This is a genomic window from Paenibacillus sp. P4_A9 (assembly GCF_056402415.1).
On sequence record NZ_JBFUHL010000003.1, the window covers coordinates 303,499 to 318,377 of the forward strand.

The window sequence follows — 14,879 nt, forward strand, 5'->3', positions numbered from 1 at the left end:
GTCTTGCATGAAATCGCTTTATTTTGCTTAGCGTTTACCGCCGCCACCGCGAGTGCCTCTTGGCGCACTTCCACGAGCGCCGCCTTGCCCGCCGCGGGGACCGCTAGGTCTGTCGCCGCGAGGAGCACCGCCACGTGAGCTGTCTCCACGAGGTGCTGCGCTGCGCGCACCACGCTCATCAGTCCGTCCGCGAGCTGCCCCGCTTGTGCGAGCGCCGAAGCCTTCGCCGCGAGGAGCGGCGCCAGTACGGGCGCCGAAGCCCTCACCGCGAGGAGCCCCGCTTGTGCGAGCGCCGAAGCCCTCACCGCGAGGAGCGCCGCCAGTGCGAGCGCCGAAGCCCTCACCGCGAGGAGCGCCGCCAGTGCGAGCGCCGAAGCCCTCGCCACGAGGCGCAGCGCCGCCGCGTGCTCCGCCTTCGCCACGGCCTTTGCCGCCGCGAAGCGTACGAGACGCAGCAGCCGCATCATCACGGCCTGCGCCAGCATATTTATTATATGGCGAGTATGACTTGTCGCCATGTGGAGCTGAACGCTTTCGCTCTACACCTTCACCGCCGCCATTATACGAACCCGTTACGCGTGCTTTCGCAGCGCCCATGTTCGTGCCGCGTGCTGGTGCAGCATTGGTTGTTGCTGCTTCGTGAACGACTGTTGCGCGACCCCACGTATTCGGATTACGTTCCGAATTCACTTTGGCAGGTCTTTCACCAGTTCGTTTAGCTCCTGTTGAACCACCTGAACCACCGCGCGCTCCGAATTTGTCACCTTTTGAGCCGAACCCTGAATTACGCTCGCCATACTGTACATTCGAACGCTCGCCGCGCAATTCACGCGCTCCTGGTCTTCCTGCACGTCCGCCGCTGCGTTGTTCTGGTGCACCGCCACGGTCATTGCGTCTGCCGCCGCGTGAAGCACTACTAGCTCCTGCTCCACCTTTACGTGCAGACCCTCTGCCATCTTGAGGTACGTATTCTTCCGTAGATGAACGAACAACACGTCTTTGCTGTCCGTCGGCACCGCGGAGTGACATTTTGATCCCTTTTTCAATGAGCTCAATTGTTGGCATATCTCTTTGCGTAGCGAAGGTCACTGCAACACCAGACTCTCCAGCACGGCCCGTTCTACCAATCCGATGGATGTAGCTTTCTGCATCCTGAGGAACATCGTAGTTGAAGATATGCGTTACGCCTTCAACATCTAAACCACGAGCCGCAATATCGGTAGCGACTAAGAGCTCGATACGTCCTTCTCTGAAACGTTTCATAACTTGTTCACGTTTAGCTTGAGACAAGTCCCCGTGCAGCTCATCGGACATTAAACCAAGCTCCTGCAGGTATTCATTGAGTGCAATCGCTTTGGCTTTGGTCCGACAAAAAATCATCGCAAGATAAGGCCTATATTGTTTGATTGCTGCAATTAGAGCATCTTGTTTATCCCGATCAGTCGTAGGAACAAGCACTTGCTGAATTTCAGTCAAAGTAACTTGTTTACTTTGAATTTTAATTTCTTTTGCTTCCTTCATATAAGCCTTAGACAGATTGATGACCTGTTCGGGCATTGTAGCAGAGAAGAGCAGCGTTTGGCGGTAAGGTGACGTTTGCGCAATGATATCTTTAACTTCATGCAAAAAGCCCATGTGCAACATTTGATCTGCTTCATCTAATACGAGTATTTTCAATTTATAGAAATTGATAGAACCACGGCGAAGATGATCTAGAAGCCTTCCCGGTGTTCCTACTACTATATGTATGTTACCTTGAAGCTTTCTAAGCTGTTTTTCTACATCTTGCCCGCCGTATGCAGCTAGGACCTTTGCGCCTGTAACTGGAACAAGGGTTTTCAACTCATTGCTGATTTGAATCGCTAACTCACGCGTAGGCGTTAGAATAAGGGCCTGAACATCGGAGCTTTCTACATCAATGGTTTCTAATATAGGAAGTACAAAGGCAAGGGTTTTACCTGTACCCGTTTGCGCTTGTGCGATAACATCCGAACCTTTTAAAAGTACAGGAATCGATTCCCGTTGAATGGGGGTCGGTTCTACGACACCTTGATTTTGCAAAACTTGAACTAAATTTTCTCTGATACCTAATGAGGCAAATCCATTTGACATGGGTAATTGGCCAGCTCCCTTTTTCCTTCTTAGTAAAGACGATCCCTTCATTGTACAGGAATGAAAGACAAATGAAAACAGGAGCCGACCCACAAGCAGAAATAAACTACTTTAATAATAGAAGTTTTACATGTCGGTTGATCTCCAAAAGGCATGGCAAGACCCCCTATTACATGGGAAAGCTTCCCATAGGAGGTTAGCCCTAATCTATCTAGTCATGTGGTAATGACTGGGCCGTCCCAAACACACGTGTAACCGTCTGATTGAAGTCCGTTAATAACGGCATGAGGGAATGGCCTTTCCAGCTTTCCTGTGCGTAGCTATTCATTTTATTAAGGAAATCCCGATTCGCAGAAATATAGACGTCCATTAGATCGGGTTTAAGCACCCTAAGCTTCTCTGCAATGGCTTGTTTAAAGTTGTGAGAAAGTAAATCATGATGCACAGCCGTTTCGTAACTATTGTAACCTTTATTCAAATCATTAGGCGGTAAAGAGTCATCGTAGGGATTGTCATCGTTGTAGAAGCCCTTAGTCGTTCCTTGATTATTCGTTTCTTGCGTCAAGCCCTTCGTACCTATGGCGCTGCTGTCCATCATTAAAGCGACATAGGCATTCTGGTCGGTAATCATGACAAAGGCTGTATTTACCCCATCCATGGTGTGCAATTGGTCCGAGAGATGTTGGCTGTATTCCAGCTTGGTATTGTTGTGAGTAACTGGACCTGAGAGCTGTTGTACTTGATAGGCTCGATCATGCTGATCAGCTTTTTCGACATGACCGCCATAATTCGAGCTAGTGGAGTTATTGGGATTGCCTCTGTACTCCTTGCCGCTAGTGCCGCATGCAGATAATGTGAGCAAGAGGAATATCATTCCATAAATCGGAAAACCTAACTTCCTGAACATCGTTAACAGACCTCCCAATGCATTGTAATGTCTATAGGATGAGATGTTTCTGTCTAATTATTCGTGATCACAAATAAAGGCTTTTATGCATAAAGAGGTGGGTGAATGGAAATAACCATGAAGGGAAATATATCGCTACAGAGCGCTGTTTAAGAACAATTTGTGAACTCTCCTACAGTGATTGACAAAAAGTTTTCACGAATTTATAGTTATTAAAGTGAATTGACATGGGCATGGCCTTCGTGGTAAAAATATTGTTTTAAAAGTGGGGTTGATACAATGAGTCAATTGAAAAAGTTCTGGCGTCTGCTACCCCTTTTAGCGGTGATGACGTTCATGCTAACTGGGTGCGGAGACCCAACCTTATCTGCTTTAGTACCTAAGGGTCCTGTGGCGACAGAGCAGCTTTATTTAATGAAATTAAGTCTCTTTATCATGGTTTTTGTCGTAATTGTCGTATTTGCGATTTATGTGTACGTTTTAATTCGCTTTCGCAAGCGTAAAGGTGACGACAGCATACCGAAACAAGTCGAAGGAAGTCATGTTTTGGAGATTATCTGGACGGTAATTCCAATTCTCTTGCTGTTAGTGCTTGCGGTGCCAACAGTGTCCTACACGTTCAAACACTCCGAGAATTACAACAAGAACAAAGACGCTATCCATGTGAAAGTCACTGCACATCAGTTCTGGTGGCAGTTTGAATATCCAGACCTTGGTATCGCGACAGCTCAACAGCTAGTGATTCCTAAGGATAAAATCATTGCTTTTGATGTTGTATCTGCTGACGTAGCGCACGCGTTCTGGGTACCATCCTTAGGTGGTAAAGTCGATACAAATCCAGGTATCCGTAATACGCTTTACTTGCAAGCGGATGAAATTGCAACTTTCCAAGGTAGATGTACAGAGCTTTGTGGAGCATCACACGCTTTGATGAACTTCACCGTTGCAGCGAAGTCTGATGCAGACTTTAATGCTTGGGTTGCGAAAATGAAAGCACCTTCTACTGTGCCGGCAACTGCACAAAAGGGTGAATCACTTTTCAAAGAGAATTGCATGTCTTGTCATGCTGTGAATGCAAGCGGTCCAGGGGTTGCTCCTAACCTTAAAGGCTTCGCAGATCGCGACACACTTGCGGGCATCTTAGAGCACACGCCTGAAAACATAGCATCGTGGATACATAACCCGCAAGAACTGAAACCGGGCAATAAAATGCCGGCATTCGGTAAAGAAGCTGGCGGTAAGGTTACGTTAGACGACGCTCAAATCAATGAAATTGTTACGTACTTACAAACATTGAAATAAACTCTTGATGTAAAGGAGGTTCATACGTTGGCTCACTCTCATCCAGTAAAAAAACATACCGGGCTTATGGATTGGCTTACTACCGTCGATCATAAGAAAATCGGTATCCTGTATTTACTAGCGGGCGGCTTCTTCTTCCTCGTCGGAGGACTTGAAGCAATCTTGATCCGGATTCAACTCGCTTATCCAGATCAACAAATTTTCGTCGGAGATTCATTTAACCAATTAACAACAATGCACGGAACAACGATGATTTTCTTTGCGGCAATGCCGGTTATCTTCGCTTTCATGAATGCCATCGTTCCTCTGCAAATTGGTGCACGGGACGTTGCGTTCCCGTTCGTTAACTCACTTGGCTTCTGGTTATTCTTTGCCGGCGGCGTGCTTATGAACACAAGTTGGTTCTTGGGCGGCGCACCTGATGCTGGTTGGACAGGATACGCACCATTATCCTCGATCACTGACTCAGGCTGGGGAGAAACCCTGCAGAACAATTTGCAAGGTACTGACTTCTATGTACTCGGTTTGCAAATTGCAGGTATTGGTACACTAATCGGGGGGATTAACTTCCTCGTAACGATTATCAACATGCGTGCTCCTGGTCTTACATACATGCGTTTGCCTATGTTTACATGGTCAGCATTTGTAACTTCAGGTCTGATCGTTCTTGCTTTCCCTGCGATTACGGTTGCTTTGGTTGAACTTATGTTTGACCGTGTCTTCGGCGGTGCATTCTTCGATGCTGCCAGAGGCGGTAACAACGTGCTTTGGGAACACTTGTTCTGGATTTTCGGGCACCCCGAAGTATACATTTTGATTCTTCCAGCTTTCGGTATTATTTCTGAGATCGTATCTACTTTTTCGAAAAAACGTCTGTTCGGATACAGCTCCATGGTATTCGCTACAGTGCTAATTGGTTTCTTAGGCTTCATGGTTTGGGTTCACCATATGTTTACAGCAGGTCTAGGCCCAGTAGCGAACTCGATCTTCGCGATTGCTACAATGGCGATTGCTGTTCCTACCGGTGTGAAAATCTTTAACTGGTTGTTCACACTTTGGGGTGGTCAAATCCGTTTCACAACAGCGAATGTTTTCGCTACAGCGTTCATTCCAACCTTCGTAATGGGTGGAACAACAGGGGTTATGCTTGCGATCCCAGCGGCTGACTTCCAGTATCATGATACGTATTTTGTAGTAGCGCATTTCCACTACGTTATCGTTGGTGGTCTCGTTCTTGGTTTATTCGCAGGTCTTTACTACTGGTGGCCGAAAATGTTCGGTCGTATGCTAAATGAAGGCTTAGGTAAATTGCATTTCTGGTTGTTCTTCATCGGCTTCCATCTGACATTCTTCCCGCAGCATTTCTTGGGACTAATGGGGATGCCACGACGCGTCTTTACGTATCAACCAGGTTATGATCTTGAAGTTGGTAACTTTGTTTCAACAATTGGTGCGTTTTTAATGGGGATCGGTACGTTGGTATTCTTGATCAACATTATCGCAACAGCAAGAAAACCAATGACTGCTCCTGCAGATCCGTGGGATGGACGCTCCTTGGAGTGGACAATTCCATCACCTGCACCTGAGTATAACTTCAAACAAACTCCGCTTGTTCGCGGTTTAGATGCTTTCTGGAAAGAAAAAATGGCAGGTAATAAACAAATGACGCCGGCTGAGCCAATTGGTTCGATTCACATGCCGTCTGCATCGATTCTACCTCTCATGATGTCTGTTGGTTTATTCATTGCTGGCTTCGGCTTCATGTACAAAAACTACTACGTAGCTGCAGCAGGCATTGTCGTAACATTTATTTGCATGTTCATCCGCTCTGTGAATGACGACCACGGTTGGCATATTGAGCCGGAAGAACTTGAAGATGATCATAAGGGGGTAAAGGCATGAGTAGTCATCACACGGGCGCACTGCCTGCTAATCCGGAAACGGCTACCCTCGAAGGGAAAAATAAAGTTCTTGGCTTTTGGCTTTTCCTTGGCGCTGAGGTTGTATTGTTCGGTTGTTTATTCGCAACATACATCGCCCTTCGGAACTCTGTTCCGGATGGCCCTACAGCTGATGAAATTTTCAAACTTAAAACGGTTGGTTGGTCAACCTTCATTCTCTTGACGAGCAGCTTGACGAGTGTATTCGCAATTATTGCGATGCACCGTCAAAAAGTAGGTCAATTATTAGCTTGGTTGGCAGTTACGGTTTTGTTCGGTCTTTCCTTCTTAGGCATGGAGATCTACGAGTTCTTCGAATATGTTCATGAAGGCCACAAATTTACAACCAGTGCTTTCTCCACCTCGTTCTATACATTGGTTGGCTTCCACGGTGCTCACGTAGCATTCGGTGTTTGCTGGATTACGCTGTTGATAGCACAAGGACTCAAGAAAGGTCTTACAGTTGTTACGGCACCTAAGTTTTACGTCGCTTCCCTGTACTGGCACTTTATTGACTTAGTCTGGGTATTTATCTTCACAGTTGTTTATCTGATGGGGAAGGTGGGTCACTAAATGAGCAGCAATTCTCATGATACAAACGCACCTAGCAAGCGAGTAAAGCACGATTCACCAGTGAATCACTACTTGACTTACATTATCTCGATTCTACTCACGATGTTGGCATTCGCTGTCGTACTTTACGGAGATTTGGATCGTTCGTTTATCTTGATTTTCATCGTATCCCTTGGGATCGTGCAGGCATTGGTTCAGTTGCTCTTCTGGATGCATGCCAAAGAGAGAGGACACTTGTTCCCTCTAATCTTTATCTTCTCAGGAGCATTCGTTGCTCTTACTGGTGTAATCACAGCCGTATATTGGGTTTGGTGGTAAAAAAGGAAGAAGAGGCAACTTTGTCTAGACAAAGTGCCTCCTCTTTTTTTAACCAGAGATATTCGCGGGTAAACAGCTTGAAAGGAGATAGATGCAGATATGAGTCAGATTGGTGGATTTTTTGATTTGTGGAATCCTGTTTTACTGTTGATCGTCGTCGTGATCGGATATAGCTATGGTCGATTTGTCGTGAAAGGCATGGTGAAAGCAGCCGAATCAGAGCCAATTGCGATTACACAGCAGCTACTCTTTTACTCGGGGCTTGTCTTATTCTATATTGGACAAGGAAGTCCAATCAATTACATTGGGCATCACTACTTGTTCAGTATGCACATGCTGCAACAAACCATTCTTTACTTAATTGTACCTATTTTTATTTGGATAGGAACTCCTGCTTGGTTAGTACGTTTGTGTATGAAAAATATCGTTTTTCGCGGCTTATTTTCCTTCTTCACTCGGCCTCTGATCGCATTATTCATGTTCAATATGCTCTTCTCCATCTACCATATGCCTTATATTATGGATTACTTGATGAAGAATGATGTATGGCTTCTTGCTTATCATACTGTGCTCTTAGTGACGGCCTTTATCATGTGGTTCCCGGTATTTTGTCCGCTTCCTGAGCTGAATCGATTGAACGATTTGAAGAAAATGGCGTATATTTTCGGGAATGGGGTCCTACTGACACCAGCCTGTGCGCTTATCATTTTTGCGGATTCGATTATCTATGATATGTATGACAATGTCACGGTTCCTTTTGCTCATTTGTCGCCGATCGATGATCAACAGCTCGGTGGTGTGATTATGAAGATTTTGCAAGAGATTATCTATGGCGCTACATTAGCTTATATTTTCTTCCGCTGGTATCGCAGAGAGCGCAAGGATGAAGACGAATTGGATCCAATCCCATCACAAGAAAGTTTGAATAATCAAGGCGGGAACTGGAATCGCGCTTAGAGAAAGGATAAGAAGCATGCATATATTACCCACGATTTCTACGATGTTTATCGTAATAAGTGCCATTTTTGTTGGTTTCGGATGGTATCATATTGTGAAGGGGAACCGGGATACGCATGAAAAGCTGATGGTTCTAGGTGCTATTTTCGCGTTGGCCTTTTTCATCATCTACATGTCCCGTACCTTATTTGAAGGAAACACATCATTCGGTGGGCCCGAGAGCTTGAAGCTGCCCTATCATTTGTTCTTGTTCTTCCATATCACTTTAGCAACTATAGGAGGCGTACTTGGTCTCGTCACGTTGTGGTTCGCTTACAAAAAGAAATTCATGAAACATAAGAAAATCGGTAAGATTGCCGCGATTGTGTGGCTGCTAACAGCGCCTACAGGCGTTATGGTATACGTATTGTTATATGTCCTATATCCAGGTGGAACGACCAAGCCTGTGATTGATGCGATTTTTGGTTTATAAAAAATAGACGCTGATGAATGTGTGAATGCACAGGAGTTAGCGTTTTTTTGCGTAAGTAGAATTTCATTTTATTTCCAATTTCATGTAAAATAGATAGCGTAAGCAACTTCGTAATGGAAGGCAGGCTCATAGATGACATATCCTTTAGTTGTTGAACAGGTATCGAAGCAGTACGGGGATAAAACGGCCGTAAATAGCATTCGTCTGCGCGTTAAGCAGGGTGAAATTTACGGATTATTGGGTGCGAATGGGGCTGGTAAAACAACGACCATGCGTATGGTACTCGGATTGATCTATCCCGATCAAGGAACGATTGAATGGAAGGGGCAAGGCTATCGGGATGAGTTGCGCAGCCTGATGGGGTATTTGCCAGAGGAGCGTGGTTTGTATCCTAAGGTGAAGATTAGCGAACAAATTACATATTTAGCTGAGCTTCGGGGAATGAAGCGCAGCGCGGCAGATCGCAGCCTCAAGGAATGGTTGGAACGATTTGAGGTTTCCGACTACTACAACCGTAAGGTGGAGGAGCTATCGAAGGGGAACCAACAGAAGATCCAATTCATTGCGGCAGTCATACATAATCCAGAGATTCTGATCTTAGATGAAGCATTTAGCGGGCTTGATCCTGTGAATGTTGAGTTACTGAAGAAAACGGTGAAAAGCCTTCGCGATGAAGGGAAAACGATTTTATTTTCCAGCCATCGGATGGACCACGTCGAAGAGCTGTGTGAAAATATTTGCATTTTACATCGATCAAATACGATATTGCAGGGCAGCTTAAAGGAAATTAAAGCGAGCTTTCCGAAGGAACGCATCATTCTCCAAACGGAAGCGAGGATAAAAGGGTTGGCCGAGCTTCCTGGGGTGACTTCCGTGAACGAGGGGATTAATGGCTATGAGCTGCGGATCGACAGCCCAGAAGCCGCGCAGCGTGTACTACAGCTGGCAATGGAGCAATCTGCGATCCAGCAGTTTCAAATCATGGAGCCTACATTGAATGAGATTTTTATCCAGAAAGTGGGTGGCCAGCATGAATAGCATCCTTACGGTGATTAAATTCACGTTCATGACTCGTTTTCGCACGAAATCATTTCGCATAATGAGCTTAATTTTAGTCATTCTCATGTCGGTATTGATCCATCTACCAGCCATTATTAATCAATTCTCTTCCGATGAAGCTACGAAAATTGGGATATTTGGTACGAAGCAGGCGGATGTGACGTCTAAATTGGCGGCTTTTTATAGTAATCAGCCGAATGCAGAGATACAGATTGTACCACTTCCAGACAAAGGCAGCGCCGAAGCGAACGAAGCTTTTGGGAAGCAGCAAATCAAGGATAAAATCATTAAGGGGTACTTGGAGTTCACCGAGGGGAAACAGGGCGGATTTCCGAAGATGCTCTACAAATCGACGGGAACGATGGAGTTTTCCCTGAAAAACAAGCTCCAAACGGCGCTTCAGCTGATCAAGACGGATATGGTGCTGCAAGGAGCTGGCCTGCCAGACGCGCTTAAAACGGATATCCAAACGCCTGTATCACTGGATACCGTGCAAATTTCCACTACCGATGAAGTAGCTACTGGCAAAACGGAATCACAAATGGTGTTATCGTACGCACTCGTTTATGTCATGCTATTCATGCTCTACATGGGTGCAATTGGATATGGGAACGTCGTAGCCACGGAAATTACGTCGGAGAAAAGCACGCGTGTCATGGAATTACTCATTACAAGTGTATCACCGCTGAAGCAGATGTTTGGCAAGATCATAGGCATTTGCTTGCTTGCGCTATCTCAAGTTGCCGTTCTAATTGCCGTTTCGGCGGCCAATATACGTTTTAGTAACGCCTCGGCGCTAAAAGAGTTGAATCTGAATTGGAGTGATCTCGAAATATCGCTCGTCATCTATTTCCTGATCTTTTACTTACTCGGCTTCTTCATCTATGCGACGGTATTCGCGGCTGTAGGCTCGCTCGTCAGTCGCACCGAAGATGTAGGCCCAGCCATTATGCCAGTTACCTACATCATCGTAGCTGCTTTCATGATTGCCATCTTCGGACTTAATCACCCGAATGCTCCATTCGTGGTCACGATGTCATTCGTGCCCTTCTTCTCGCCTTTGATTATGTTCCTGCGCATCGGGATGAGCAGCCCGCCATTCTGGCAGATTGCGATATCGATCGCCATTCAGGTGGTTTCCATCGGCGTGATGGCTTGGCTTGCGGCGAAGATCTACCGCACAGGCGTGCTTATGTATGGCAAGCGTCCGAGCTTGAAGGAGCTGCGCAAGGCAATGCGGGCGTATCGGTAGTGGTGTGAAGGTGCCGCGGCTGTGATTAATGGTTATAATTGAGACTGATTTGAAGAGCTAGATGAATCAATTCGTTGATTCATTTGGCTTTTTCACATTTCTAGTGAGATATTTTTTGAAATATTCAGCAATTTTATTATCTAATTCTTTATTATGTCACCCTTTTCATATAGCCCTCAGATATGTAGAATTAATATAAGCAACAATATCGATTGCTCAAGCAGATGCAATTCTCTAGACAACTAAAGAGGCAGGGTTTGAGAAAAGTTTGTAGAACGTAGTAAGTTAATAAATCAAATGTTTTTTTTCGATACTCAATTAGCTGTAAAGGGTGGTCTAATGCTTTCTAAAAACAAAAAACAACGAAGATATCTACGTAAGATTTATCAATGGATTGCATTGGCTATGCTATTACCGCTTATTTCATTTGCAGTTATCGCATTTGTTAATGTAGAAAAAGCTGTATTGGACAATGAATATCAAGCGAACAAAAAAATATTGTACCAAGTAAAATATAATATTAACTTCATGGACGACATGATCGTTAATTCTGTATTATCTATGTACTATAACCCTGAAATTAGCCCACTGATTTTTAACAAAGATGTCGATTTTACAGAATTACTTAATGAAATGATCAAAATTAAATCTTCAATTGTAAGCGTCAACCCTTTCATACATTCCATCTATTTGTATAACAGCCATACCAAAACTTACTTCACAACGCTGGAAGATTTATTATTCAAAGATATTAATTTTGAAGCTTTACTTCACTCCAAACAGGAATTGCCAAAATTGAAAGCTATACCCAGAAAAATTGAATACAACATAGAGAAAGATAAGAAAAGGTATGAGAATGTAGTTACTTATTTAATGTATGACTTCAAAGGAGAGTTCAATCAACCTGAAGGTGCATTGATCGTTAACGCTAGTACCGAATGGCTGCTTAACAGTATTAAACAGATCAACATGGTTGACGAAAATCGGGAGAATCAAATCATGATCCTTGACGATAGCGGTGGAATTGTCGGTCAGGATAGTGAAGAAAAAGGTAATTTACAAGATTCTTTGAAAACGATTTATCAACAGCACCATAGCGAACAAGCCTCTACCGATAACACGGGATATTTTACAGAGGAGATCAATGGCAAGAAGTATCTGATTACTTACACGTTTGTAGATAAAATGAATTGGACATTAGTGAAAGCACAGCTATACGATGAAGTGTTTCAAAAAATTAATGCATTGAAATTAACATTAATTGTAATTATTGTTGCTTTTATGATTCTAGCCTTTATAGCTTCTATTTTTATTTCCCGAAAAATTTACAAACCGATTGATAATTTGGTCAAGCATGTCGTATCCAATGTGAGTGAAATGGATCAATCCCATGCGAAGGACGAGATATCATATTTGAACAAAGCGTATCAGCTCTCATTTGATCAACTTAACCAATATAAGCTTAATAAACAATCGGATCGTGAAATTATGAAAACATACTTCTTAAGGAAATTGCTTGTAGATAGTCAATCGGTTACTAAAAATGAGTTCATTAAAGCTGAATCAGAGTCAGGAATAGAATTAAAACAAGAAGAACCCGGACTCGTTTGCATTGTAAAAATTGATAATCGCACTCAATTTGAAGGGATGTTCAACCCGTTTGATCGTGATCTATGTACATTTGGCATTATCAACATTTCACTGGAGCTATTTTCTCAATTTTACCGGATTGAAGTCGTTGAAATGAAAAATGATCATATGGCCTTTATTTTAAATATAGATGGGTCTGACAAAGAAAAGTTGTTCTCGGAAATAACTACAATTTGGAGTAAGGCACAATCCTATATAAATCAATACTTCAAGGTATCCATTTCTATTTTTATAAGCGACCATTGCGAAAATCTTCAAGACCTGTCCGGCAAGTATGACGTGGCATTGAACAATTCGGTATACCGGTTAATATTCGGCAAGTCCTGTATTTTGACGAACAGTATCATACAAGCCAATACGGACAATTCACAGGTCGGTTATTCAGCCTACATGGAAAAGAAACTGGTCGATTCACTAAAAAGCGGTATCGTCCTTTCAACTGAAGAAACATTGAAGAAGCTATTTGATGAAATTGCCCAGCTGAACTACAATAACGTTTTGTTATCTATCATGAGTTTAATCAATACGTTGAAACAAGTGACAGAGGAAATTAACAGAAGCAGGTTAGAACCTTTGCTGATTAATTTCAACCTGCTGTCCAACCAACTTTTCAGTATGGAAACATTGGATGAGCAATACGGTAACATTTTGCAAATTTGCAGAAGTATCGTATCCAAAGCAGAACGGACTGAATCCGATAAACATTCCATCATCAATAACACGGTTATCGAGTTAATTCAAGCCGATTATGCGAACCAAGCTTTGTGCCTACAGTATATTTCAGATAAATTGAATGTATCTGCTAAGCAAATTAGTAAAATTTTCAATCAACAGTACGCTAGATCAGTTGCAGACTATATTAATGATGTAAGATTGGAAAAAGCAGCGGAATGGTTTGGAAATTCCAATCACAGTATTAGGGAAGTTCTCCAAAAGATCGGCGTGGAAAATGAGAGCTACTTTTACAAACTGTTTAAAAAGAAATACGGCGTTACGCCGAAAGAATATATTATAACTAAACATGTGCAGGGAACACGTGACACGAACTGAAAAATGAGATTTTAAATAGGCAGTTTATTGTATTTGTACGCTAAATACAATAAACTGCCTTTTTTACAGCCAAAATTGCAAGAAAACGCTCTTTTTACACTAGGATTTCTTTAAAGATTAACGTAATGTGGTCAACAGAGAGGAGGTGGACAGTATGGCTTACCCAGAAGTGATGGCGCACCCAACTATAAAACCTAGAAAACGAAATTCGTTCTGGCGAGGAATCACACGCAATTGGGGATTAATTGGATTAGCGATTCCGGGGTTATTATTCGTTATCATCTTTCAGTACTTACCGATGTTTGGCTTGGTGCTTGCTTTCAAAGATTTTAATTTTGGTAAAGGGATTTGGGGCAGCGATTGGGTAGGTTTGAATAATTTCAAGTTCTTCTTCACCTCGGATGCTGCTCGGCAAGTTACACGAAATACCCTTCTGCTGAACTTAAATTTCATTGTCATAACGAATCTAGTCTCCATCGCTTTTGCACTTATGCTCTTTGAATTGAGCCGCAAGGCGGTTAAATTGTACCAAACGACGTTGTTCTTTCCTTACTTTTTATCTTGGGTTGTGGTCAGTTATGTGTCTTATGCCCTGCTTAACCCTCAATTGGGTGTCATTAATCAGTTGTTTAAACAGCTAGGATTTGCTGAGATTAATTGGTATATGGAAGGCAAGTATTGGCCTTTTATATTAAGTCTTGCTTTTTTATGGAAAAGCGTCGGCTATTCTACGCTCATCTTTTATACGGGGCTTATGGGCATCGATAAAAGCTATTATGAGGCAGCTGCGATCGATGGAGCCTCCAAGTGGCAGCAGGTTCGTAACATATCTTTACCGTTATTAACGCCATTAATTACGCTGATTTCTCTTTTACAGGTAGGGAAAATCTTTTACTCCGATTTCGGAATGTTTTATTTTCTGACTGCCGATTCTGGGGCGTTATACGCTACGACGGATGTTATTGACACTTATGTATACCGTGCGTTACGAGTGTCAGGTGATATCGGGATGTCAACGGCGATCGGGCTGTATCAATCGTTAGTTGGTTTTGTGCTTGTACTGACGGTGAACTTCATAGTTCGAAAGATTAACAAGGAAAATGCGATTTTTTAGAATAAAAGGGAAGTGGAGAGCATGAATTTACGGAAAGCGTCGCTGGCAAAAGGACTTATTCATGGGTGGTTTATCTTTTTTTCCATCTTCTGCATAATACCGCTGCTGTATGTCATTTCAATTTCTTTCTCAACAGAGTCAGACATTGCCAAAGAAGGATATAAACTGATTCC

The 14,879-nt window shown here is 43.3% G+C and carries 12 protein-coding genes; 10 read left to right on the forward strand and 2 right to left on the reverse strand.

Features of this window, described 5'->3' with window-relative positions:
* Nucleotides 1–27: 27 nt before the first annotated feature.
* Entirely contained in the window at nt 28–2,112 is a 2,085-nt protein-coding gene (locus tag AC1DVJ_RS05300) for a DEAD/DEAH box helicase (RefSeq protein WP_477588928.1), read from the reverse strand.
* A 211-nt stretch (nt 2,113–2,323) separates the two neighbouring features.
* The gene (locus AC1DVJ_RS05305) at nt 2,324–3,019 is read right to left on the reverse strand and encodes a YhcN/YlaJ family sporulation lipoprotein (RefSeq protein WP_477588929.1); all 696 of its coding nucleotides are present in this window, start codon (nt 3,017–3,019) and stop codon (nt 2,324–2,326) included.
* Nucleotides 3,020–3,298: 279 nt separating this feature from the next.
* Between AC1DVJ_RS05305 and coxB the strand changes: the two genes are divergently transcribed.
* The 10 genes from coxB (at nt 3,299) to AC1DVJ_RS05355 (ending at nt 14,706) form a co-directional block, all read left to right on the forward strand.
* Entirely contained in the window at nt 3,299–4,321 is a 1,023-nt protein-coding gene (gene coxB, locus AC1DVJ_RS05310) for a cytochrome c oxidase subunit II (protein WP_477588930.1), read from the forward strand.
* A gap of 66 nt (nt 4,322–4,387) precedes the next feature.
* Nucleotides 4,388–6,223, forward strand: a complete 1,836-nt coding sequence (ctaD, locus tag AC1DVJ_RS05315; RefSeq protein ID WP_477588956.1) for a cytochrome c oxidase subunit I — start codon at nt 4,388–4,390, stop codon at nt 6,221–6,223.
* On the forward strand, nt 6,220–6,834 hold the full coding sequence (locus tag AC1DVJ_RS05320) for a cytochrome (ubi)quinol oxidase subunit III (protein WP_477588932.1): 615 nt from the start codon (nt 6,220–6,222) through the stop codon (nt 6,832–6,834). Before ctaD ends, AC1DVJ_RS05320 begins: the two co-directional genes overlap by 4 nt.
* Entirely contained in the window at nt 6,835–7,152 is a 318-nt protein-coding gene (locus AC1DVJ_RS05325; protein WP_477588933.1) for a cytochrome C oxidase subunit IV family protein, read from the forward strand. It begins immediately after the preceding gene.
* A 99-nt stretch (nt 7,153–7,251) separates the two neighbouring features.
* Nucleotides 7,252–8,109, forward strand: a complete 858-nt coding sequence (locus AC1DVJ_RS05330; protein ID WP_477588934.1) for a cytochrome c oxidase assembly protein — start codon at nt 7,252–7,254, stop codon at nt 8,107–8,109.
* A gap of 16 nt (nt 8,110–8,125) precedes the next feature.
* Complete coding sequence (locus AC1DVJ_RS05335) at nt 8,126–8,581, forward strand: DUF420 domain-containing protein (protein ID WP_477588936.1); 456 nt, start codon at nt 8,126–8,128, stop codon at nt 8,579–8,581.
* Nucleotides 8,582–8,713: 132 nt separating this feature from the next.
* Nucleotides 8,714–9,619, forward strand: a complete 906-nt coding sequence (locus AC1DVJ_RS05340) for an ABC transporter ATP-binding protein (protein WP_477588937.1) — start codon at nt 8,714–8,716, stop codon at nt 9,617–9,619.
* Nucleotides 9,612–10,892 carry an ABC transporter permease gene (locus AC1DVJ_RS05345; protein ID WP_477588938.1) on the forward strand — a complete coding sequence of 427 codons (1,281 nt, stop codon included), beginning with the start codon at nt 9,612–9,614 and terminating at the stop codon, nt 10,890–10,892. The genes AC1DVJ_RS05340 and AC1DVJ_RS05345 overlap by 8 nt, the downstream gene beginning before the upstream one ends.
* Before the next feature lie 297 nt (nt 10,893–11,189).
* Nucleotides 11,190–13,592, forward strand: a complete 2,403-nt coding sequence (locus AC1DVJ_RS05350) for a helix-turn-helix domain-containing protein (protein WP_477588940.1) — start codon at nt 11,190–11,192, stop codon at nt 13,590–13,592.
* 154 nt (nt 13,593–13,746) lie between these two features.
* Nucleotides 13,747–14,706: an ABC transporter permease gene (locus AC1DVJ_RS05355; protein ID WP_477588941.1), complete on the forward strand. Its 960-nt coding sequence runs from the start codon at nt 13,747–13,749 to the stop codon at nt 14,704–14,706.
* Nucleotides 14,707–14,879: the final 173 nt, after the last annotated feature.

Coding starts and splice junctions, on each gene's coding strand:
- AC1DVJ_RS05300 (WP_477588928.1), bottom strand. CDS start 2,112: ATGTCAAATGGATTTGCCTCATTAGGTATCAGAGAAAATTTAGTTCAA.
- AC1DVJ_RS05305 (WP_477588929.1), bottom strand. CDS start 3,019: ATGTTCAGGAAGTTAGGTTTTCCGATTTATGGAATGATATTCCTCTTG.
- coxB (WP_477588930.1), top strand. CDS start 3,299: ATGAGTCAATTGAAAAAGTTCTGGCGTCTGCTACCCCTTTTAGCGGTG.
- ctaD (WP_477588956.1), top strand. CDS start 4,388: ATGGATTGGCTTACTACCGTCGATCATAAGAAAATCGGTATCCTGTAT.
- AC1DVJ_RS05320 (WP_477588932.1), top strand. CDS start 6,220: ATGAGTAGTCATCACACGGGCGCACTGCCTGCTAATCCGGAAACGGCT.
- AC1DVJ_RS05325 (WP_477588933.1), top strand. CDS start 6,835: ATGAGCAGCAATTCTCATGATACAAACGCACCTAGCAAGCGAGTAAAG.
- AC1DVJ_RS05330 (WP_477588934.1), top strand. CDS start 7,252: ATGAGTCAGATTGGTGGATTTTTTGATTTGTGGAATCCTGTTTTACTG.
- AC1DVJ_RS05335 (WP_477588936.1), top strand. CDS start 8,126: ATGCATATATTACCCACGATTTCTACGATGTTTATCGTAATAAGTGCC.
- AC1DVJ_RS05340 (WP_477588937.1), top strand. CDS start 8,714: ATGACATATCCTTTAGTTGTTGAACAGGTATCGAAGCAGTACGGGGAT.
- AC1DVJ_RS05345 (WP_477588938.1), top strand. CDS start 9,612: ATGAATAGCATCCTTACGGTGATTAAATTCACGTTCATGACTCGTTTT.
- AC1DVJ_RS05350 (WP_477588940.1), top strand. CDS start 11,190: ATGTTTTTTTTCGATACTCAATTAGCTGTAAAGGGTGGTCTAATGCTT.
- AC1DVJ_RS05355 (WP_477588941.1), top strand. CDS start 13,747: ATGGCTTACCCAGAAGTGATGGCGCACCCAACTATAAAACCTAGAAAA.